19 protein-coding genes are annotated in these 23,652 nt (G+C 26.4%); 12 read left to right on the top strand and 7 right to left on the bottom strand.

The window, feature by feature from the left end; genetic code table 11:
- The first annotated feature begins 23 nt into the window (after positions 1-23).
- Both D3Z07_RS06400 and D3Z07_RS06395 read left to right on the top strand, forming a co-directional pair.
- Positions 24-770 (top strand): metal ABC transporter ATP-binding protein, encoded by a 747-nt coding sequence (locus D3Z07_RS06400; protein ID WP_076084448.1) that lies wholly within the window; start codon positions 24-26, stop codon positions 768-770.
- 8 nt (positions 771-778) lie between these two features.
- Complete coding sequence (locus D3Z07_RS06395) at positions 779-1,576, top strand: metal ABC transporter permease (RefSeq protein ID WP_076084451.1); 798 nt, start codon at positions 779-781, stop codon at positions 1,574-1,576.
- A gap of 31 nt (positions 1,577-1,607) precedes the next feature.
- Here the strand turns inward: D3Z07_RS06395 and D3Z07_RS06390 are convergent, their stop codons facing one another.
- The gene (locus D3Z07_RS06390; RefSeq protein ID WP_076084454.1) at positions 1,608-3,680 is read right to left on the bottom strand and encodes a PLAT/LH2 domain-containing protein; all 2,073 of its coding nucleotides are present in this window, start codon (positions 3,678-3,680) and stop codon (positions 1,608-1,610) included.
- 215 nt (positions 3,681-3,895) lie between these two features.
- Between D3Z07_RS06390 and D3Z07_RS06385 the strand changes: the two genes are divergently transcribed.
- The 6 genes from D3Z07_RS06385 to D3Z07_RS06360 all read left to right on the top strand — a co-directional run bounded on the left by D3Z07_RS06385 (position 3,896) and on the right by D3Z07_RS06360 (position 10,551).
- Complete coding sequence (locus D3Z07_RS06385) at positions 3,896-4,720, top strand: CvfB family protein (RefSeq protein ID WP_076089198.1); 825 nt, start codon at positions 3,896-3,898, stop codon at positions 4,718-4,720.
- 91 nt (positions 4,721-4,811) lie between these two features.
- The gene (prx-suh, locus tag D3Z07_RS06380; RefSeq protein WP_076084457.1) at positions 4,812-5,348 is read left to right on the top strand and encodes a thiol peroxidase Prx-SUH; all 537 of its coding nucleotides are present in this window, start codon (positions 4,812-4,814) and stop codon (positions 5,346-5,348) included.
- A gap of 86 nt (positions 5,349-5,434) precedes the next feature.
- The gene (locus D3Z07_RS06375; RefSeq protein WP_122893368.1) at positions 5,435-6,628 is read left to right on the top strand and encodes an NnrS family protein; all 1,194 of its coding nucleotides are present in this window, start codon (positions 5,435-5,437) and stop codon (positions 6,626-6,628) included.
- An 80-nt stretch (positions 6,629-6,708) separates the two neighbouring features.
- Complete coding sequence (gene msrP, locus D3Z07_RS06370; protein ID WP_076084463.1) at positions 6,709-7,668, top strand: protein-methionine-sulfoxide reductase catalytic subunit MsrP; 960 nt, start codon at positions 6,709-6,711, stop codon at positions 7,666-7,668.
- Positions 7,668-8,231 (top strand): protein-methionine-sulfoxide reductase heme-binding subunit MsrQ, encoded by a 564-nt coding sequence (locus D3Z07_RS06365; protein WP_076084465.1) that lies wholly within the window; start codon positions 7,668-7,670, stop codon positions 8,229-8,231. Before msrP ends, D3Z07_RS06365 begins: the two co-directional genes overlap by 1 nt.
- A 268-nt stretch (positions 8,232-8,499) precedes the next feature.
- On the top strand, positions 8,500-10,551 hold the full coding sequence (locus tag D3Z07_RS06360; RefSeq protein ID WP_076084467.1) for an ATP-dependent helicase: 2,052 nt from the start codon (positions 8,500-8,502) through the stop codon (positions 10,549-10,551).
- 7 nt (positions 10,552-10,558) lie between these two features.
- Here D3Z07_RS06360 and D3Z07_RS06355 read toward each other — a convergent pair whose 3' ends face one another.
- Complete coding sequence (locus tag D3Z07_RS06355) at positions 10,559-12,037, bottom strand: sensor domain-containing diguanylate cyclase (protein WP_076084469.1); 1,479 nt, start codon at positions 12,035-12,037, stop codon at positions 10,559-10,561.
- 146 nt (positions 12,038-12,183) lie between these two features.
- Here D3Z07_RS06355 and D3Z07_RS06350 point away from each other — a divergent pair, with 146 nt between their 5' ends.
- On the top strand, positions 12,184-14,799 hold the full coding sequence (locus D3Z07_RS06350; protein ID WP_076084471.1) for a valine--tRNA ligase: 2,616 nt from the start codon (positions 12,184-12,186) through the stop codon (positions 14,797-14,799).
- Positions 14,800-14,823: 24 nt separating this feature from the next.
- Positions 14,824-15,585, top strand: coding sequence for a hypothetical protein (locus tag D3Z07_RS06345; protein WP_076084473.1), 762 nt, complete (start codon positions 14,824-14,826; stop codon positions 15,583-15,585).
- 25 nt (positions 15,586-15,610) lie between these two features.
- On the opposite strand, the gene D3Z07_RS06340 is transcribed toward D3Z07_RS06345, so the two are convergent.
- Complete coding sequence (locus D3Z07_RS06340) at positions 15,611-18,697, bottom strand: efflux RND transporter permease subunit (RefSeq protein WP_076084475.1); 3,087 nt, start codon at positions 18,695-18,697, stop codon at positions 15,611-15,613.
- A 157-nt stretch (positions 18,698-18,854) separates the two neighbouring features.
- Between D3Z07_RS06340 and D3Z07_RS06335 the strand changes: the two genes are divergently transcribed.
- Complete coding sequence (locus D3Z07_RS06335) at positions 18,855-19,211, top strand: hypothetical protein (protein WP_076084477.1); 357 nt, start codon at positions 18,855-18,857, stop codon at positions 19,209-19,211.
- Between the two features lie 79 nt (positions 19,212-19,290).
- Here the strand turns inward: D3Z07_RS06335 and D3Z07_RS06330 are convergent, their stop codons facing one another.
- The 3 genes from D3Z07_RS06330 to D3Z07_RS06320 all read right to left on the bottom strand — a co-directional run bounded on the left by D3Z07_RS06330 (position 19,291) and on the right by D3Z07_RS06320 (position 20,275).
- Positions 19,291-19,704, bottom strand: coding sequence for an ester cyclase (locus D3Z07_RS06330; RefSeq protein ID WP_076084479.1), 414 nt, complete (start codon positions 19,702-19,704; stop codon positions 19,291-19,293).
- The gene (locus D3Z07_RS06325) at positions 19,701-19,955 is read right to left on the bottom strand and encodes a hypothetical protein (RefSeq protein WP_076084481.1); all 255 of its coding nucleotides are present in this window, start codon (positions 19,953-19,955) and stop codon (positions 19,701-19,703) included. The genes D3Z07_RS06330 and D3Z07_RS06325 overlap by 4 nt, the downstream gene beginning before the upstream one ends.
- 71 nt (positions 19,956-20,026) lie before the next feature.
- On the bottom strand, positions 20,027-20,275 hold the full coding sequence (locus D3Z07_RS06320; protein ID WP_076084483.1) for a hypothetical protein: 249 nt from the start codon (positions 20,273-20,275) through the stop codon (positions 20,027-20,029).
- Between the two features lie 361 nt (positions 20,276-20,636).
- Between D3Z07_RS06320 and D3Z07_RS06315 the strand changes: the two genes are divergently transcribed.
- The gene (locus tag D3Z07_RS06315; protein WP_076084486.1) at positions 20,637-21,434 is read left to right on the top strand and encodes an ABC transporter ATP-binding protein; all 798 of its coding nucleotides are present in this window, start codon (positions 20,637-20,639) and stop codon (positions 21,432-21,434) included.
- On the opposite strand, the gene D3Z07_RS06310 is transcribed toward D3Z07_RS06315, so the two are convergent.
- Positions 21,435-23,645 carry an EAL domain-containing protein gene (locus D3Z07_RS06310; RefSeq protein ID WP_122893367.1) on the bottom strand — a complete coding sequence of 737 codons (2,211 nt, stop codon included), beginning with the start codon at positions 23,643-23,645 and terminating at the stop codon, positions 21,435-21,437.
- Positions 23,646-23,652 lie beyond the last annotated feature (7 nt).

The raw sequence follows: 23,652 nt of genomic DNA, 5'->3' as shown, positions 1-23,652 counted from the left end.
TTTGTTGCAAATAAAGGTAAATATTGGAAATTTTAAATATAAAAGACTTATCATACGCGTATAAAGAGAATTATAAAGTACTAGAAGATATAAATCTAACAATTAATAATGATGATTTTCTAGCAATTATTGGACCAAATGGTGGCGGTAAATCTACACTTCTTAAACTAATCTTGGGTTTATTAAAACCTCAAAATGGAAAAATATCAAAAAATATCAAAAATGAATTAATCGGTTATGTTCCTCAAAATACTAACTTAAATATTGATTTTCCTATAACTGCACTTGAAGTAGTTTTAATGGGACATATAGGAAATAAAAAGAAGCTTTTTGGATATAGCAAAGAAGATATTTCTTGTGCTATGCACTCATTAGAAAAAGTAGGAATGAGTGATTTCTCAAATAGACGAATTGGTGATTTAAGTGGAGGTCAAAGGCAAAGAGTTTTTATTGCACGTGCATTATGTGCAAATCCAAAAGTAATGCTTTTAGATGAACCAACGGCTAGTATTGATGTAAAAGGTCAAAAAGAAGTTTATGAATTACTAAAAGAGTTAAATAAATCAATTTGTATAGTAGTAGTAAGTCATGATATTTCTGTTTTATTAAACTATGCAAATAATGTTGCTCATGTAAATAAAAATCTTGTTTATCATAATTTAGAAAGTATACAAAAAGATATACATACTGTTGATGACCACTTGTGTGAAGTTGAGCTTTTAAAAGCTTTAGGAAAAACACAAGTTTGTTGTGATCATAAACTTCAGTAGGAAATGAAATGTTAGAAATATTAGAATACGATTTTATTCAAAATGCATTATTAGCTGGTTTATTAATTTCTATAGCAGCTGGAATAATTGGTTCACTTGTTGTTGTAAACAAAATTACTTTTTTAACAGGTGGAATTGCACATAGCTCTTATGGTGGAATTGGGATTGCAATTTATCTAGGTTTACCTGTGTTATTTGGTGCAACTGTTTTTGCTTTAATTACTGCTGTTATAATTGCGATATTGACTTTAAACAATAGAAATAGAGCAGATGCAATTATAGGAATGATGTGGGCTTTTGGTATGGCTATTGGTATTATTTTTGTAGATTTAACACCTGGTTATAATGTGGATTTGATGTCCTATTTATTTGGTTCAATAATCGCAGTTTCAAGCGATGATATCATTTATATGACAGTTTTAGATGTATTTATTGTTCTTATTGTAATGTTTTTTTATAAAGAAATATTAGCTGTATCTTATGATAGTGAGTTTGCAAAATTAAGAGGAATTAATACAAAATTCTTTTATACACTAATTTTAGTATTAGCTTCATTATGTGTTGTTGCAGCTATTAAAGCTGTTGGGCTTATTTTAGTGATTGCTTTACTTACTATTCCTACCTATTTAGCAGAAGCATTTTCAAATAAACTATCTCAAATGATGATAATAAGTTCAATTTTTGCAAGTATTTTTACACTTAGTGGTTTAGTGATTTCATATCTTTATGATATATCCTCAGGTGCAAGTATTATCATCTCAGCTGTAGTAATACTTACACTTGTAAAACTTATAAAAAGAAAATAAGTAGCTTTAATAGCTACTTATTTTCTACTAACTAATTTTTCTTTGGCATCTTTTCTAAAGTAATTTCTCTTTGTATTTTTTTATCTCCAACAGTTTTTGCAAACCATTTATAAACTCTTGCAGACCATTTATTTTTTGAATTACCCTCTGTTATATAAATACTTTGTAAATGCCAACCTGGTTTTGATTTACTATTATCATGTCTAATCATAACTTTTTTAATTTCGCCAAAATATTTATCTACAGGAATATTTTGAATTGTACGAGAACCTCTTTCAAAATCATCACTTATTGTATCAATATGATACTCGGGACTTTCCCAATTATCACCTTTTAAAGTAATAAATACTTTTGCACTTGTACCTGCATTTTTTTCATTACTTGTATTTATTTCAATATTGTAATACTTTAACTCTTTGCTAGGTACTAAATCATTTTCAAAAGCTCCATTATTTTTCATATTAATAACTCTTACTCTACCACTGTATTTATCTAATAAGAATAGTTTTAATTTTGTATTTCTTGCTTTAAAGTATTGAATATTACTCCATTGTTCCATTGGTACTAATCCCATAACAAATTTGTTTCTAAAATAATTGTCATCAATTAGTTTTCCAATTTTTGCATCATTTTTAAGGTTGTTGATTTTATGAATATGCATAATTCCATTTCTACTTACACCTTTACTTATAATTAAGTAAGATTTTTTCTCAGAAGCTTTAAATATATTCATTCTAACCCATCCTGTAGACCAATCTTGCGTATCTATCTGTTCAAAATTAAATTTTTTATTTTTTAAGTAAAATTTACATTGAGAATATATTGTTCTTTTACCTGTATTATTAATTCCATAAATATAAACAGCATTTTCAGTTTCAATTACTTGAATATCTGTACCTACAATAGATTTAGAATTCTTTAAAAAATTTGCTTCTTCAATTACTTTCTCTCCAAGTGTTCCATTGCTATTCATAACTCTAATATGTACTGTCCCATCATCTCTGTTTAAGATTACATAAGTTTTATTTTTAAAATAAAAAAACTCTATTTTATTCCAACCCGAACGCCAGTCATGTTTTTCTATGACTTTATCAATTGTTCCATTATCATTAACTTTGTTTATATGAACAAGTCCATTTGTATAACCATCACCTTTTCCTGCTTTCATTAAAAAAAGATAAGTTTTCCCTTTAACTGTATAGAAATTTATATTACTCCAACCCTTAGTCCAATCATATGTTTGTATGTTTCTTCCAATACTTCCATCTGCTTTTATATTATGAATATGAACAAGTCCATTACTTGGTTTTAATAAAAATAAGTATTGTTTACCTTTTACTTCATATATCTTACTATTCCAACCTTTTGACCACTTATCAGCATATAAAACAGAATCACTTTTTAAACTAATTACTGTTCCTGAAACATAACTTGATGCATATTGTCTTCCCCAAAAACTACTCCATCCTAATATTTTTAAATCAATAAATTTAGCGTAACAATCTTCTCCTGAAGTTAAGTCTAAATACCAAACACATGTCTTTTCAACATCAATATCACCATTAGTTTTATATTTACAATCCATTCCTACAATTGTTACCCAATGATTACCTTTACTAATTAGTGCAACTACAGGAATAGCTCTTCTTAAGTGATGTCTAACTTTTTGTATAATAGAACTATTTGTGCCTTTATTATGTCTTATAGTGTCGTTTTCAATATCTTTTCTAGAAGTTAAATTTTTTTTAGTAAGTTTATCAAGCCCCACTGCTAATTGTGCAGGAGTTGTAAAATAATCATCTCCTGGATTAAAAATTATACCTCCTAAAAGAAGTTTGTTTGCATACTTTCTAAAATCACTTGGTCCTGATGTAACTTTGACATATTTTTTAATTCTACTTCTTGGTATTGCATTAACAAAATAACCCATAAAACTATGTGCAGCATCAATTCCACATCCTACATATGAGCCTGCTTTTGCATTTACTGAATAAGGTGCGCCATTTACGTAAAGTCTTAGTCTTTCATAGTTGTTTTCTTCATCGTTTGTAATTTTGACTTGTCTTGTTTTGTTATATTTTAGGGCATAGAATTCTGTTGACATGATATTTCCTTATGATTTGGACTGTTGTTTAAAACACCTATAGTATAAGCTAAACTAATAGTTTAGCTATACTGTTTCCTTATTCTAATTTTACTCTTATATATCTTAATATGTTATATAATTATTAAATAGCTTAAGAAAGTTTTATTTAGCTATAATGGACAAAATTAAACAAAACGGAATTACTAAAAATGACAGAAAATCAAGAACAGTTAATAAATGAACATATATATGTTGGTGAAATAAATAAACTAGCAGTATATAGAAAAAGCGAACCGGGAATTTACTTAATTAGTGAAGACAAAGAAGAAGTACTTCTTCCAAATGCTTATGTAACAAATGAAATGGAACTAGGTTCTTTTTTAGATGTATTTATCTATACAGATAGTGAAGATAGATTAGTTGCAACTACACTTGACCCATACCTATATGTAAATGAATTTGCATATTTAGAAATTGTAGATACTGCTGCTTTTGGAGCTTTTGTTGATATAGGGCTACCAAAAGATATTCTAGTTCCTAAAAATAAACAAAGAAGTATTTTTCATAAAGGTCATAAAAAAGTTTTAAAAATGATTCTTGATGAAAAAACTGATAGACTTATTGCTACAGAAAAATATACTTTAGAGCAAAATATAAAAGACTTAAGTGAAAAAGATGAGGTGGAAATCCTTGTTTATTCAAAAACTCCACTTGGATATAAAGTAATTGTAAATGACTTATACGATGGAATGATTTTCCATACTGAAATATTTGAAAATATTTATTTTGGTGATAGAAAAAGAGCTTATATTAAAAAAATAAGAGATGATAATAAATTAGATATTTCACTTCAAGAAATTGGTAAAAAAGTAAAAGACGATAAAGTTTTTGAGATTTTAAAGAAAAATGGTGGAAAACTTGATTTTACTTATAAAAGTGATGCAGAAGATATCAAAAAAGTTTTTGGTATTAGTAAAAAAGCTTTTAAAGCAACGCTTACAAAACTGTTAAATGAAGAGAAAATTGTCCTAGAAAGTAATTGTATTAGAGTTAAATAGTAATAGTTACAACTTGATTGCGCACAATTAAGACAAAATTTATCCGAATTTATTATAATGTCAAGAAATATTAAAAATAAAAGGAAATTATATGGCAACAACAAAATTAAAAGGTAATGAAGTAGAGTTAAGTGGAGCAGAAGTAAATGTTGGTGATAAAGCACCTGTAGTTACTGTTGTAGCAAAAGATTTATCTGATGTTCAAGTTGGTGGAGAAAATGGTAAATCACAAGTAGTTGTAGTTGTTCCATCTTTAGATACACCTGTTTGTGCAGCTGAAACTAGAAAATTCAATGAAGAAGCTGCAAAAATGGAAAATGCAGAAGTAATTGTAGTTTCTATGGACTTACCATTTGCAATGGGAAGATTTTGTACAACTGAAGGAATTGAAAACTTAACTGTTGGTTCTGATTTTAGAGCAAAAGCATTTGCTAAATCTTATGGTGTATTAGTTGCATCTGGAGCATTAGCTGGAGTTACTTGTAGAGCAATTTTTGTTATCAATGCATCTGGAGTAATTACATACAAAGAAATTTGTCCAGAAATTACTGAAGAGCCAAATTATGATGCAGCATTAGCAGCATTAAGTGATGCTACTTCAACTTCTTGTTGTGGAACTTGTCAATAATCAAGGTTTAAAAAATCACGATTTGATATACTTCTAAAAATCACAAAAGGTCACTTTCCTGTGACCTTTTTATTTTAGGAGACAATATGTTAGCAACTTGGTATAAGAAGTTTTCTTCTCAACCTCACCAGCCATTTTTTACAAATGGTATTATATTTTTTATTCTTTTTATGATGCTTTTTATAGCAACATTCTCAAATGTTTTAATCTTAGATGATTCAATTTTAACTTATCATGCTTATACAATGATTTTTGTTGTATTTATTCAATTTTTCTTAGGTTTTCTTTTTGTTGTATTCCCAAGGTTTTTATCGCAAGCAGAAATCTTACCTAAAGTTTATATGCAACAATTTTTATTATATTTTGCTAGTAGTGTAGGAATACTTTTATCTCTTATTTTTGTTCCTAGTATTACTTTTATTTTTCAAATTTTAATGCTTATTGCTCAAATACTTAGTTTTAATTTACTATATTCTATTCATAAAAAAAGTATAGTACCAATTAAAGAAGATACAAAATGGATTTTAATAGCTTTTTTAACAGGAGTTGTAATGCATGCACTTTTTATAATAAGTTCTATTGATTTTAAATATTCATTAACAGTTTCTACTTTTGCTATAAATTGTGGTTTTTATTTGTTTTTATTTATGATTATATTTACTGTTTCTCAAAGAATGATTCCTTTTTTTACAAAAACAAAAGTACCTACTTATGTAATTAATAAATCTAAAAACCTATTACCTATAGTTTATGGTTTACTAATTTTAAAAATCTTTTTTCTATCACTTGGAAATCCTGCTTTTAATCTTTTAGCTGATGTGCCATTATTAGTTGTTTTTTTAAGAGAGCTTATAAAATGGAATTTACCAACATTTAAAGTTACTGCAATAATGTGGGTTTTATTTATATCTCTTTATTGGATTCCTTTTGCACTTTTAATATCAGTTATTGAATCTTTAGCTTACTTATATGATCCTAGTATTATTTTTGAAAAAGCTGTAATTCATACACTAGCACTTGGTTACTTTGTGACGGTATTAGTTGGTTTTGGAACAAGAGTTGTTTTAGGGCATTCTGGAACTACACCTTATGCTGGAAAGTTTGCTATAACAATATTTATAGCAATTCAAATAATTGCATTTTTAAGAATATTCACTTCTTTTTCTTTAAATTTTGATTTAAATTATATATTTTTACTAAATTTAACGGCTCTTTTATTGGTTGCTGGATTGATTATTTGGTCAAGTAAATATCTTACTATTCTTTTAAAAGGTAAATAATCTAAGAAAAGTTCTTTCTAAACATACCCTTTACACTAATGATATATAATAAATAATATAAAAAAGTTAAAGGGTAAATTATGAATATAATAAAAAAACCAAGCTGGGATATTCCTTCAAGTGAAGTTACACCAGAAGAACTATTTAATAAAAGAAGAACTTTCCTAAAATTAGGAGCTGCTTCTCTAGTTGCTTCTGGAGCTTTAATAGAAGCTTTAGCAAAAGACAATATTCCTGTACCTAATTTAAAATATCTAAAAGATAAAAATATCAATAATTTAAAACTAAATACCTATGAACAAATTACAACATACAATAACTTTTATGAATTTACAACTTCAAAAAAAGGTGTAAAAGATTTAGCACATACTTTAAAAACTGATGATTGGGAAATTGAAATTGATGGTTTAGTTGAAAAACCATTTAAAATACAATTAGCTGATTTAAGTAAAAACTTTACACTTGAAGAGAGAATCTATAGATTTAGATGTGTTGAAGGTTGGTCAATGGTTGTTCCTTGGAATGGCTTTTCACTAGCTTCATTTATTAAGTTTGCAAAACCACTATCAAGTGCAAAGTATATTAGATTTGAGACAAAATATGATGATGAAATGTTTCCAGACCAAGCTCGTGGTGTATTTGCAAGTATTGATTATCCTTATGTTGAAGCTTTAAGAATGGATGAGGCTATGAATGAATTATCATTTTTAGCAACAGGACTTTATGGTTCAACTTTGCCTAATCAAAATGGTGCACCACTGCGTTTAGTTGTACCTTGGAAATATGGTTTTAAATCAATTAAATCAATTTCTAAAATATCTTTTGTAGATAAAGAACCTTTAAATACTTGGCAAAGATCAAATAAAAGAGAATACGGATTTTATGCAAATGTAAATCCAAATGTTGATCATCCAAGATGGTCACAAAAGAAAGAGAGAGTTTTAGGAAAATTCTTAAAACAAAAAACCCTAATGTATAATGGCTATGAAAAAGAAGTTGCTCATATGTATAAGGGAATGGATTTAAGAAAGTTTATCTAATGAAACGATTTTTAATATACTTAATAATGCTTTCTCCTTTAGTATTATTAAGTGCACAAATTCTAATTTTTGAAAATGTAGTTGATCCTATTAAATATATTTATACTTTTACGGGAGTAACTTCAACGATTATACTTTTTGTGTCAATTCTTATTTCGCTATTTAAAAAGCAAATAAATTTTATGAAATATAGAAAACTAATAGGACTTTTTGGATTCTTTTATGCTTTTTTACATTTAATTAATTTTGTAGTTTTTGATGCAGATTTAGATATATTTTTTATAATTGATGAAACACTTGATAAGCCATTTATTTATCTTGGAATGATTGCATTTTTTATACTTCTATTTATGGCAATTACTTCTACAAAAAATTTGTTTAAAAAGTATAGTAAGTACCATCAATTAGTTTATTTAGCCTTGATTTTAATTACAATACATTTTGTAATGGCACAAAAGTCTATAACTATACTTCAACTAATTTATATCGTAATGATTTTTATAATTGCTTACTGTAAACTTTTACAAAAAATAGTAGAAAAGAATAAAAAATTAACAAGTTAACTATTCATTAATTTTTTATTATATTTTAGTTAATAGTGACTGTGTATAATTTTCTCATAGATAAGTTGACGCAGCGACTTATTTATTCAAATAAATTTTTAAGATAGATTTCTTAAATAAAAATAATTTTTTATGTTTCCTTGTGTAAAAGGTGTCATGACTCATGGCACCTTTTCTTTTTTATAAATACTTCAATAATTAAATCAACAATAAGTCTTTTATGCTACTATTTCAAATATAAATACTACTATAAAGAATCAACTAATAAATGCCATTATCTAACCTAAATAAAGAACAATTAAGTGCTGCAACTTGTCCAAAGGGATATAACCTGATTATTGCAAGTGCTGGTACAGGAAAAACTTCTACAATTGTAGGAAGAATCGCAAACTTAATTAATAATGGAACAAAACCTGAAGAAATATTACTTTTAACTTTTACTAATAAAGCAGCAGCTGAAATGGTACAAAGAGTTGCAAAGTTTTTTGGAAAAGATATTGCAAAGCAAATTATGGCAGGAACCTTTCACTCGGTTTCTTATAAATTATTAAAACAACTAGAAATTAATATCAGTTTAAAACAACCAAATGAATTAAAAACACTATTTAAATCAGTTTATGAGAAAAGAGTATTTTACGATAGAGATGATGAAGCTAATCCATATGACGGTGGATATTTATATGATATGTATTCACTTTATCTTAACTCAAATACAGGTGAAGATTTTGGAACATGGATAAAAGACAAAAATCCATCACATGAAATATATACTTTAATTTATGAAGATGTTGTTGATGAGTTTAATGCTTTAAAGATCAAATATGGCTATGCAAACTTTGATGACTTATTAACAATTATGTTAGAAACTTTAAAAACACAAGACTTTGATTTTAAAGAAGTTTTAGTAGATGAATATCAAGATACAAATCCACTACAAGGTAGATTACTTGATGGTTTTAAACCAAACTCACTGTTTTGTGTTGGTGATTATGACCAAAGTATTTATGCTTTTAATGGCTCTGATATTGGAATTATTTCAACTTTTTCAGATAGATATGATAATGCTACAGTTTTTACATTAAGAAAAAATTACCGCTCTACTAAACCTATTTTGGATTTAGCAACAAAAGTAATTGAACATAATGAAAGAATTTATGATAAAAACTTAGAAGTTATTAGAACAGATGAAACTATAAAACCAAAACTTTTAGCTTTTAATGAATTATTCGCACAATATCAATATATCTCTGAACTTATTTCAAAAAGCCAAACACCTCATAATGATATTGCGATAATTTATAGAAATAACTCAAGTGCAGACGGAATAGAAGCAAACCTACGTGAATATGAAATTCCAGCAAAAAGAAAAGGTGGAATGTCATTCTTTGATTCTGTTGAAGTGAAGTTTATTTTAGATGTTTTAGTTATGCAAATGTCACACAATGATATGATGGCATTTATCCACGTTTTAGAACATGGTAAAGGAATTGGAAAAGCAATTGCAAAAGATGTTTTTGATGCACTTATAAAATTAGGTGATGGAGATATTTTAAGAGGTTTATTTCATCCAAATCCTGATATCAATAATCCATATGATACTAATAAAGTTAAAAACAGACAACTTGGTTTATTTGATGATTTTTTAGAGTTAGGTTCTGTTTCAAAGTTTAAAGATTGTGGTTTTGAAGAAGCATTTTTATCAAATCCAATCTTAAAACATCCCAAATTAAGTGTTGATGGTGGTAAATATATTTATGACTTTTATTTATTAATGAAGCATTTAAGAAGAACAAAAAACCCTGAATCATTAGTTTCTAGTATCAATTCTTCAATGATGTATTCAAAATTAAAAGATTTTTTATCAACTAAAAGAGCAACTGCAAAAGATGGAACAGTAAATCCTATGCAAAAAACAAAATCACTTGCTAAGATAAATCGTAAATGTATGCTTTTAAAAAACTTATCAAGAAACTTTTCAGAGTTATCAAAGTTTATTAATTCAATGATTTTAGGTGGTTCTGAGATGAGTGAGGGCGATGGAGTTAATTTATTATCAGTTCATGCAAGTAAAGGCTTAGAGTTTAAAGAAGTTTATGTAATTGATTTAATGGATGGTAGATTTCCAAATAGAAAACTTATGAGTAAAGGCGGAAGCTTAGAAGAAGAAAGACGTCTTTTTTATGTTGCTGTTACACGTGCTAAAGATGTACTTTATTTATCTTATGCAAAGTTTGATAAAATAAAAAAGATGTCTTTTATTGCATCTCCTTTTTTAAGAGAAGCTGGGTTAATTAAAGAGGATGAAAAAACTTCTATTTAAATATCACTTAACAAAAGTTAAGTCTAGATCTTACGACATTTTTTCCAGATTCTTTCGCATTATATAAATGAGTGTCTGCTTGTTGTAGCATTTCATCTATATTGTTACAATTACTATTATCACTAACTCCAAAACTAGCTGTGATCTTAACTCTTTCTTGATCTATAACTAATTTTATTTCTTCAATACTCTTTTTTAGTTTTTCAGCTTTTATTATTGTATCTTCAAGATTTGTATTTTTAACGATTAAAGCAAACTCTTCACCACCTAATCTACCAAAAATAGTTTTTTCTGTTATAAGATTTCTAATTTTATCTGCAAAAAGAATTAGTACTTTATCACCCACACTATGACCATATTTATCATTAAATTTTTTAAAGTTATCAATATCAATCATAATTACTGATAATATTTCATCATTCTTTTTTGCAAAATTGAAATGATTCTGTGCATGAGTAAAAAAACTTCTTCTATTCATTGTTTTTGTTAAAAAATCTGTATGTGCTATTTTATATAGTTTTTTATTTGCTTTTTCAAGTTCTTGAACTTTTGTCTTTAATTCTTTAGCTTCTTCTTGTATTTTTAAAGCTATTGATTCTTGTTGTAATTTTAATTCTCTTCTATATGAAGTACTAATATATAGTAAAATAAAAATTGCGATACTTGCTAAACCTAAAAATATTATTAATGATATTTCTTTTGTATGATTAATATTTTTTATTATACTTTTTACTCTAATGGTAAATATTAAATCTTTATGATTATTGTAAAAAGATATCTCATTGTAATTTAAATTATTTTTTATTTCTTTATGAATTATAGTTTTGAATGAAGAAGTTTCTTTATTGTTTAACTTACTAGTTTGAGGTTTTATTTTTGAATTTGATATGAATTTAATATTATTAAAACTATGAGAAAGATTGGTTAACTTTTTTATATCTATTTTTGAACCTGTATACAAAAATCCATTTGAAATATTTTCATAATCTGTTTTATAAACAGGTGTTTTAGATAAATAATATGCTTCACTTTTATAAATAATAACTTTATTAATTGTATTTAATTCTTTTGAATCATTTGTAATAAATACTTCAAAGTTTTTTATATCATCTATTTGTGTTCCTCTCTTATATGTAGAAAATTTTATTTTATTTTCTTTATTCGTTAAAATATAATAAGATAAACCTACATCTTCTAAGGTATAAGAACCTTTTCTAAAATTTTTAAAAATGTAATTTTGGTTTTTATTTTCAAGAAAGTTATAGACTTCATCTGAAGTGGAAAATGATAAGGCTAATTTATGATTAAATTCAAGCTGAGATTGAATTTTATATATAAGATTAGAAATATCTTTAGTATTGATTTCTTTTTCAATATCTTGATATTTATTTGTTATTAATATAAAAGAAGAAAATGTGAAAAGAATAAATAAACTTAATAAGATAGTTGTAATTGTTTTATTTTTGTCTATAAAGTTTATATTCATATATATCATCCTATATAATTTAAATATTATTTATTTCTATTTAGTTGATTATTATATCTTATTATTGCTTTATGTAAATAGATAATTTGTATTATTAAATATACTTTAGATATAATCGCGAATAATAAAGCAATATAGGATTTTTAATGAGTGAAAAATACGAACCATCAAAAGTAGAAGATAATTACTATAAAATCTGGGAAGATAGAGGTTATTTTGAAATTGAAGGAAATAAAGATATCCAAGAAGAGGGTAAGAACTTCTCTATCATGATGCCACCACCAAATGTAACAGGAAGTTTACATATTGGTCACGCACTTACATTTACATTACAAGATATCATTACTAGATATAAAAGAATGGATGGTTTTAAAACACTTTGGCAACCAGGAACAGACCATGCAGGAATTGCAACACAAAATGTTGTTGAAAAACAATTACTTGCTGAAGGTACTACAAAAGAAGAATTGGGACGTGAAAAGTTTTTAGAGCGTGCATGGCTTCAAAAAGAAACATCTGGTGGGAATATTGTTCATCAAATGAGAAAATTAGGAGTTACTCCTGCTTGGAAACGTGAGCGATTTACTATGGATGAAGGTTTAAAAGAAGCTGTAAAAGAAGCTTTTGTATCTTTATACAATGATGGTCATATCTCTCAAAATAACTATATGGTTAACTGGTGTACACACGATGGTGCATTATCTGATATTGAAGTTGAACATGAAGAAGTAAATGGTAAGTTTTATACTATGATTTATAAGTTTGCTGATGGTAGTGGAGAGCTTGAAGTTGCTACTACTAGACCTGAAACATATTTTGGAGATACTGCTATTATGGTTCATCCTGATGATTCTAGATATTCTTCAATTGTAGGGAAAGAAGTATTATTACCTTTAACAGATAGAACAATCAAAGTTATTACTGATTCTCATGTTGATATGGAATTTGGAACTGGTGTTGTAAAAGTTACTCCTGCTCATGATCAAAATGATTATGAAGTAGGAAAAAGACACGACTTAGAATTTATTAAAGTATTTGATGAAAAAGGAATTTTAAATGATTACTGTGGAGAGTTTGCTGGACTAGAAAGATTAGAAGCAAGACCTGTTATTGTAAAAGCACTTGAAAATGCAGGATATATTGTAAAAATTGAAGACCATGTTCATCAAGTAGGGCATTGTTATAGATGTAAAAATATTGTTGAACCATTTATTTCTCAACAATGGTTCTTGTCTGAAAAAATGGCAAAATCTTCAATTGATAAAACAAAAGCTCATAATAACTTCCATCCACAACATTGGATTAATTCATATACAGCTTGGATGGATGAGTTAAGACCATGGTGTATTTCTAGACAATTATGGTGGGGACATAGAATTCCTGTGTTTACTTGTGACTCTTGTAATCATCAATGGGCTGATAAATCTGATGAGCCAGAAAAGTGTCCAAAGTGTGGAGAAAAACACTATACTCAAGACCCAGATGTTTTAGATACTTGGTTCTCATCTGCTTTATGGGCAATGAGTCCTTTAGGTTGGGGAAATAATGGAAAATTAGAAGAGTTATATAATGAAGTTCAAGATATGAAAGACTTCTATCCAAATTCACTTTTAATTACTGGTTTTGATATTATGTTCTTCTGGGTTGCTAGAATGATGATGATGGGTGATCATTTCCAAGGTGAATTACCATTTAAAGATATTTATATGCATGCTTTAGTTAGAGATGAAACAGGTGCAAAAATGTCTAAATCAAAAGGAAATGTAATTGATCCACTTGATATGGTTGAAGAGCATTCTGCTGATATTATTAGATTTACACTTGCATATTTAGCTATTCAAGGTAGAGATATTAAACTTGGAGAAAAGAATTTAGAGCAATTTAGAAACTTTACAAATAAACTTTATAATGCAACTAATTTCTTACAATTAAATATAGATACTTTCCCTGATTTAAAAGATATTGAAATTAAAACTGCACTTGGTTTATATATGCAAAGTAGACTAAGTAAGTCTGTTGATGAATTAAGAGATAACTTAGAAACTTTCAAATTCAATGAAGCTGCAAGTACTCTTTATAAATTTGTATGGAATGAGTTTTGTAACTGGGGTATTGAATATTCAAAAGGTTCAAAAGATTCTATTTTAGAACTTGGTGCAATTTTCAAAGAAACACTAAAAATGATATCACCATTTATGCCATTTATTGCAGATTATTTGTATCATAAATTATCAGGAACTACTCTTGAAGAGGGTGACTCTTTAATGATTAATAATTTCCCTAAAGATATTGCAAAAAATCAAGATATGGAAGATATGTTTGCAGTAATTGAAGAAGCTATTATCTCTGTAAGACGTGCTAAAGTTGTAATTGATATGGGTAACTCAAAGATTGCAAAAGCTTATATCAAACTAGATAAGCAAATTGATATTGAAGTTGCACGTCCATTTATTGAAAAACTTGGAAAAGTTGAAAATATAGAGTTTGTAGATGCAAAAGTTGAAAACTCAATTACAGATGTATCAAATAATTTAGAAGTATACTTACCAACTTCAGAAATTGATATGAGTCCAATTATTGATAAATTAACTAAGCAACAAGCAAAAACTCAAAAAGAGTTTGATAAGCTAAATGGAATGTTATCAAATGAAAGATTTGTAGCAAATGCACCTGAAGCTGTTATTGCTGAAAATAGAAAAGCATTAGAAGATGCAAAAAATAAATTAGAAAAAATAGAAAATGAATTAAAGACTATTTCATAAAATAGTCTTTTAAAGGAGTACAAAATGGCAAGAAATCTAATAAAATATTCTTTTTCCCTTATCTTTGTACTTCTTTTTTATGGATGTAGTTTTAGCCAAGATAGTATAAAAAGTGTTGCTCAAAGTAATGCAGCTTCTGAAATTACAAACTATAAAAATGAAACAATCACTTCTTTACTAAAATATAAAAAGAAACTAGATTTAAGAAATCCAAGCTCATATAATAAGTCTTTATCAAAAAATATTCTTCATCAAATTCAAACAAATCAAGACTACATAAATATATTGCAAGATGGAAAAGAGTTACAAACATATAATGAATATTTACATTATGCTTTTTTGAATGAGCAAGTAGAAAATAGAAATGATTTCTTAATTTTAGGACTTTATAAATTAATACACAAAGCTTACAACTTAGGCGGAAATCATAAATTCACAGCTTTTCAATATAATAAAATTGAATTGTCAAAATTATATAAATATTTACAAGTTATAAGATGGAAAATTAGAACTAACAAAGATAATAAAGGTAGATATCTTTTTAATACCTGGCAAAATAATTGGCAATTAGAACTTCTAAAAAAAGATGATAGTGATTTAAATATTATAAAAAATTTAGAGTATATTAAAGCTAATAAAGAGAGTATTTATAAGCATTCAAACTTTTCTTTTGAAATCTTATTTTCAAGAATACTTTTAAATGTAGAATATACTTTAAGAAAAATAAATATTGAACCTTATGCTATGAGTACTTCTGCTATTAAAAGCTTTATTTTTATCTTATAAAGTAAAGTATTTCTACTTTACTTTTTTATGATTTTCTTAGTTTATGAGAGATTGTATATAAAACTGGTAAATAAACTAAGTTTAGAATAGTTCCCCAAGCAAGTCCAAATCCTAAAGCAATTGCAATTGGTTGGAAGATAACTGCTTGTCCTGTTGGGAAGAAGATTAATGAACTCATACCAATTAAAGTTGTAATTGTTGTAATAATAATAGGTCTAAATCTTTTCGTAGCTTTTTGGAATATTTCTTCTAGCGTTTTCGCTTTTTTAAGATAAGTCATCATAATAATACCATCATTAATAACAACTCCAGCAAGTCCAAGTGCTCCAATCATTGAAGGCATTGATAAGTTAAGTCCCATTACTTTATGTCCTATTAATACTCCTAAAATAGAGAAGGGAATAATACTCATAACTATAAATGTTTCTCTAAATGAATTAAATAAATAAAGCATAGAAAGCATGATTAAAATAATAGCAAGAGCAGAAGCTAGAAGCATATCTCTTTTTAATTCTTCTTTCTTTTGAGCTTCCCCTTTAAATACAAGTTTTATCCCATCTTCTTTTATTTGATTTAATAATGGTTGTAGTTTTTCAATTACTTCTGTTGAAGTTATAATATCAGGGTCAACATTTGCAAAGAAATAAAAGTTTTTCTCACCTTGGTCTTTTAAAAGCTGCTCAAAAGCTCTTATTGTATTCAGTTCAACAACTTGCTCTAAGGCTACAAAAGAACCATCATTTAGAGGAATTTGTGTATTTTTAAAAGCTTCAAAATCATCTTTATTTTTAGATTTGATTTTAATATCAAGCATTTCTTTATCATCAAATGAAACACCTTTTTTCTTTAATAAGTAAAGATTTGAAAGATATGAACCTATAAAGGATTCAGTAACTCCATGAGATTCACCATATTGATTCACTTTTAATTTAATCTCATCAATACCAAATTTTAAAGAGTTTGATGCAGATTTTATACCATCTAATTTATTAATCTCATCAGTTAAATCTGCTATGGCTTTGATTACTTTTTGATTATCATGTGAAACCAAACCAATTTTTACATCTGCTTTAATAGGTCCAACTTTACGCTCTAATACACCTATTTCTTCAAGTTGATATTTTTCTTTATAATTTTGTTTATCTAAGAACTTTTTTAATTTTGTAGCAATCTGTCTTGATTTTAAAGTTCTTGTTCTTCCTTCATCATCATAGTAAAAACTTAAATATGGAGTAACATATCTATCTAAGAGATTTGAAGCTTTTAGCTTTTGTAGTTCCACTGTCATATACATAGTATAAGGAAATCTTTCTGTATTATTTCCTGTATCTTTTCTATATCCTGCAACTGAATCAATACTTCTTATAAAGAATTCATCTTTTTGTAGCATTAAATCTTTTTCAATTTCTTGCACTATTTTAAACGATTGTTCAAGTGTTGTATTTGCGTCTGCTTTCATTGATATTTTTACATCTGTTGCATCAAACTTTGGAAACATTTGGAATTTAGATGTTTTAATAGCTGTATATGTTGCAAAAGGCACAAGTATAACAAAAATGATAAGGAATGTTTTTTTCCAATTCATAAAGAAATGAATAATTGCATTATAAACTTTATTAGCTTTTTCCCATGAGGTAACTTTTGCACCATTTTTTAAAGCATGTGCTGCATGAATTGGAAGGAAAATAAATGATTCAATAAGAGAAGCTACAACTAATGCACTAAGTGCAATTGGTATAAGCTTCATAACTTCACCCATTGTTCCACTAATCATTAATACAGGAAGAAAGGAAAATAGTGTTGTAAGTGATGCTACAGTTACAGGCTTAACCATTTCACTAGCACCTTTTACTGCTGCATCTTTTGGAGCCATTCCTTCTTCGATATGTTGTTGGATATTTTCACTTACAACAATAGCATCATCAACAACAATACCAATTGCAATTAAAACTCCAACAAGTGAAATCATATTTATAGAATAGCCACTAAGGTACATATAAATAGCTGCAATTACAAAAGATGTTGGAATACCAAGTGCGATAATTGCAGACATTCTAAAGTTGATTAAAATCATTACTAAAATAGTAATTAAGATTATTCCTAATAAGATATTTGATACAACAATATTTAACCTATCAGTAATTCTTTCACTATTATCATCAGCAATTGTAGTCGTTATATCTGGGTTCTTTTTGTTTATTGAAGGAAGCAAATCTTTTATCTTCTGAGCAAGTACTATTGCATCAGCAGTATCTGACTGTTCAACTGCAAGAGAGATTGCATTTTGTCCATTAAAAGAGTAAAGAGTTGAAGAGTCTTCATACTTTTTAGAGATTTGTGCAATATCTTTTACATAAATATTTGTATTTGAAACCTTGATTAAAGTATTTCCAAAATCTACTGCATTTTTAGCACCATTGTATGTGGAAATATAGTAATGCTTTTTAGGGTCTTCAATTTTTCCAACTGGAAAGATATATGATAAAGTAGAAATTGCAGAGAATACTTCACTTTTATTAAGCCCTAATGCATCAATTTTTTTATCATCAATTAAGACTTCAAAGTACTTATCTGAATCTCCAAATATCGTAACATCATTAATCCCAGTAATTCCTAGAATTTGGCTTTTAATAGAATCTGCAAAGGGTTTTAAATCATCTGTCGAATATTTTTCTGATGTAAGTGTAATATCTATAAGTGCTCTTGAACGATCTAAAACATTTACAGTAGGCTCATCCATATCAGAAGGAAGGTTAGATTGAACAAGTGCAATAGCATCTTTTACTTTATCTGCTTCATTATATTTATTTTTACCTTTTTTAAGTTCTAAAACAATAGTAAATGAACCTGGGCTTATGATTGTTGACATTGTATCAACACTATCAATATTTTTTACATTATCTTCAATTTCAACAACAGCCATTTTATCTAGTATATCAACTGAAGCTCCACTATAAGAGCCTTTAATTGAAATCATATCAAGTTCAAAACTTGGAAAAATTTCTTTTGGTGTTTTTGTATAAGACCAAAGTCCAATAGCAAATACTAATATAAATAGAGTATAATTAACTCTTGAATTTTCTACAAAAAATCTTAAAATTTTATCAAACATTATAATCCTTATTTAATACAAAGAATTATAATATATCTTTATTAACGTAGTATTAATATTATTGGTGGAAGTTATTAACTTGCAATAAATAATATCAATAAGTTAAATTAAATTTTTTTTGATAGAATAAAATAAAAAAATTAAAGAAGTACATAATATGATTGAAGAATCTTTAGAAGATAAAAAAAGAAAGCTAAAGTATCTAAAACAAATAGAAAATGATATTTTAATCAAATCAAATAAAAAATATAGTTTATATAAATCAACATTACTCTGTACTTTAATTGGTTTAGAAACTTTATTTATTGTTCTTGTTTGGACAATAGGATGGGATTTAGTACAACCTATAAGTTGGGTTATAACTTTTTTAATGCTTAATGGTAGTATTATTTGTTACTTAATAATAAGTGAAAAAAGCTGTAATTTATTTAAAATTCTTGATAATAAAAAAGAATCTATTTTAAATAATATTGAACATCAAGAAAATTTTAATAAAATAAAATCACAGAGTTAGAATATACGATAAAAAGCTTTGAAGAAAAAATTAGTTAAATCGATAGTCTAGAAGCTATCGATTTAATTTAGTATTAATATTATTGTTCATTTTTTAATTGTTTTACAAGAGTATTTAAATCACCTAATACCCAAACACTTTTTATTTTCCCTTCTTCGAATTTAAAAAATGTTGCACCATTATAAATAAGTCTATTATTCGTTGCTTCATAATCTAATAATTTTCCAGAATGTTTTCCTGTGTATAAAGCTCTTACTGCAATAGTATCCTCACCTACAACAATATCAACAATACTATGAAATAAGTTAGGAATTGCAGTATGAATCATATCCATGTATACTTCAAACTCTTTTTTTCCATTAGCCGATAAACCCAATGATCCATGAAACGAAATATTATCATCAAAAAGAGTGTTAATAAAGTCTTTGTTTTTTTTATTCCATAATTCTTCATAGTATAAATTCACTAAATCTTTATTTGTTAATTTTTTCATTCTTCAATCCTTTTAATTCTTATAACTTCACTTTTATTTTTAATAAACTGTATATCTAGAAATGCATATTCATCACACTCATTATAATCAGATGTAAAATACTTTTCATAGCCTAGTTTTTGCAATTCATAATCAATATTTTCTTCAGTTAATCTATTTTTAACTCTATCCATAATGTACAGGACATCATTTTCATCAATATTTGCACTTAATAATTCATATTTGATAGATAAATCTAATTGAGCTAACATTTTTTGGTTCTTTCCTTTTTATATTATATAGAATAAGAAAGTTTTACGGCTAAAAGTTAAATAAACTAAATTTACTTAAAGTTATTATTATCTTCTTGTGAATTTTCTTCAAGGTCTTGTTCTTGATTTGTTTCTTTTTCAAATAGACATTTGTCTAATTCTTGTTCACATTTTTCTATACAATCATCATTATTTGTATTGTCACACTTTATAATACAAGATTCGAATTGTTCATCACAATCAATATTGTCGATATTTTTAGTATTTGCACTTAATAATATTGCGAAAGCAAATAGTGCAAGTGAGATTTTTTTTAACATTTAAACTCCTATATTTACTAAATTTAACTTATGTATAAGTTTCATTTGTTAGTATAAAAGTACTCAAGTTTAACAGAGTACAACAAAAATTTCAGATACTTGAATTTTAACGCACGGCCAAATGCAAAATAGAGTGTCTGAAAATACAGAAAACTTTCTTCTTATTCTAATGCGATATTATAAACTATAAAAAAAAGAAAAAACCTGAAAAAAATCTTAAGTTATTTGAAAATTATTTTAAGCCCAATTTAAAGGCATCTTTAGATATCTTTTTATAATAATAAATTTTAAGATATATCTATTTTATTTCTAAAAATATTAAAAAAAAATGTTTTTTTATAAAACATAAAAAGGTGAGTTAATGAAAGAAAAAACTACAATACTAAATTTTGAAAATATTTATGTAAGCTATGAAGTAACACCAATACTTGAAAAAATAAATCTACAAATAAAAGAGGGTGAGCATTGGACAATTTTAGGCTCAAACGGAAGTGGTAAATCAACTTTAATAAAATTAATATCAAATGATTTATACCCTAATACTAAATACCCTTTTAAAAAAGAAGTCTTTGGAAAAGACAGATGGAGTATATTTGATTTAAAAAAGAATCTAGGAATCATTTCAAATGATTTACATAATTACTTTGAAAAGCATGGAAGTTTTCTTAGTGCTTATGAGGTAATATTAAGTGGTTATTTTAGTACTATTGGGGTTTTTAAGCATCAGGATTTCACTATTGAACAACATAAAAAAGCTTTAGAAGTTTTAGATTTTTTAGAAATTCCTCAAATTAAAGATAAAAAAGTTCATCAAATGAGTACTGGACAATTAAGAAGATGTATTATTGGACGAGCTTTAATTCACGAACCAAAAGCATTTATTTTAGATGAGCCAACTGTAGGACTTGATATTAAAGCTCAAAATAGCTTTATTAAGTTTATCAGAAAGTTATCTTCAACTGCATCAATTATTTTAGTTACTCACCATATTGAAGAAATTTTTCCTGAAGTTTCACATATTGCTCTAATGTATAATAGAACGATTTTTAAACAAGGTGAAAAGAAGGATATTTTAACTTCAAAAAACCTTTCAGAGATTTTTGAAGTTGATATTAAACTTGAAGAAGAGAATCAAAAATATTATATAAAAAACAAGTAGTTATCTACTTGCTGCATAAAGGCTAAAACTTTTAATAATGTCTAAGTCTTCTTCATCTTTTACATTTTCTGCAAAAACTTTTATATTCAATAAAGTTGATAACTCTTGAATTGCTTCAACAAAATTTTGCTTAGAATTGTCATTGCAGATATTACAAGTATAATCTCTTGCTAATCTTATATAATCAAGGTTAAAATCTTTAATATTATCAAGTGGTATAAATTTACTCTCAAATCTTTTTATAATTATCTTTGCACCATATTTATGTATTTCATCTGCAAAAAATTTGAATTTATCCATATCTTTAGCAACTGCATATGCAGTAATAGAAAATACTAATTGCTTTGCAATTTTATTATTATTTTGAATTGTACGAGCTATCCAAGCAATAAAAGCAGTATTGTTAATAGATTCTAATGAAAGGTTTATAGAAATATTATGATTTATTTTATTTTCTAAAATATGATTAATTACATTAGACACAATTTTTTTATCTAAGTCTATAATCTTTTCATATTTTTCTGCAATAGATACAAATGTTCCTATTGGGATATCCATTCCATCTTTATCACAAGCACTTGTAAATGCTTCTTGCATAACAAGTTCATTTGAATGATTTAATAATGTAGCATCCCCTATATATTTAACATTAAATTTAGAGTTATCAATAATATCAAAAATTAAATCTCTCCATGATTCCATATCTCTTGATAAATCATTTGAATCTCTAATATAAGCTTCATTTGCTCCAATTAGTGTTGCTTTTTGATAAGCTTCATTTGCAGCTTGTAGCATTTCAGGTGTTGTTCCTATTGGATTAAAAGGTGTTGCTCCTATATGAGCAATTTCTTTTTTCCCGAATTCAAGAGCTAATTTTCCTAAACTTTCTTGTAAAGATTTAGCGAATTTAATACTATCTTCATAAGAAAAACCTTCTCCAATCACTGCAAATTCTGAACCAAAAAATCTATAAGCAATAGTTTTTTTATCTTTAATTGAAGTATTCTTTAAAATACTTCCAAACTCTTTTATAAAAGCATTTACTTCTTTATTTGTATGTGATTTTGCGTAAGTTGCTAAGTCAAATATTTTAATTACAAAAACATAACCTGTTTTTTTGTGAATAAACATATTCTTCATATCAGTTTCAAAACTTTGTTTTAAACTTAGTCCACATAACTCATCCACTGAAAGTTTTTCTGAACTATTTTTTAAATTATTGTTTAGTTTATTTATAATAGCTTCAATTTTTGAAGACATATCATTCATAGCAATTGCAACATTTTTAATTTCTGTTGTCCATGGAAGTTTTTCTATTATTCCAAATTTACCAACAGCAATACTATTTGCAAGTTTTTCTATTCTTTTTAAAGGTTTTAGTAAGTATTGAACAAAAATAAATAAAATTAACATTGAAAATAAAAAAGCAAGAATTGAATATATTATTCCACTTTTAGCTTGTTGATATAATTTTGCATAAGCATCACCTGGATTTGCACTTACATAAATAATTGCTGTTGTTTTCCATCCATCACTAATTTCACTACTTTTTTCCTCAAGTTTAATTGGAATCATATCAATAAACCAATTAGGTACATAATCAAATTTTACAGCTCTTGTAGCTTTTGCTATAACTTTTTGAATTGTTAATTTTGAACTTGTATTAACTTTCATACCGTTTTCATTAATTGCAGTAAAATTAAATGTAATTTTTCCTCCATTTGTATATTCAGCACTTGGAATATAAGAATATGTATCTTCTTCTATATCAATTTGCGATTCATCTATCTCTTCATTCTCTAGTTCAGACAACTCTTTAGAAAGTTCACTATCTGATGTTATTTTCTCTATTTTTCCAAAAGAATTATCAATAGTTAAATCTGAAATCTTCCATAAAGAATCATCTAAATCTACGCTATTTCTAATTAGTTGTGTTTCACTTATTGTAAAAGATGCATCAACTAATCTTATTTCTTTATAAAAACCTCTATTTGAAATTGCAGTAATTATTGATTCAATCTCAGGGTCTTGTTTATCTTTTAATAATGATTTTAAACCCATTCCTAAAGATGTTGCAGTATCCTGTGCTTTAGTTATAGATTCTATTTCTAAGTACTCTTTTGTATTTTTAACACTAATAATAAAATTACCAGTAAAAATCATAAAAAATATGAAAGCAATTATTATATAAAGTTGTTTTGATAAAGACATTTTATTT

The sequence above is a fragment of the Arcobacter peruensis genome (genome assembly GCF_003711085.1).
In the GTDB taxonomy this organism is placed as follows: domain Bacteria; phylum Campylobacterota; class Campylobacteria; order Campylobacterales; family Arcobacteraceae; genus Poseidonibacter; species Poseidonibacter parvus.
The sequence above is the reverse complement of the archived record's forward strand: the minus strand, read 5'-3'. Positions and strand labels throughout refer to the sequence as shown.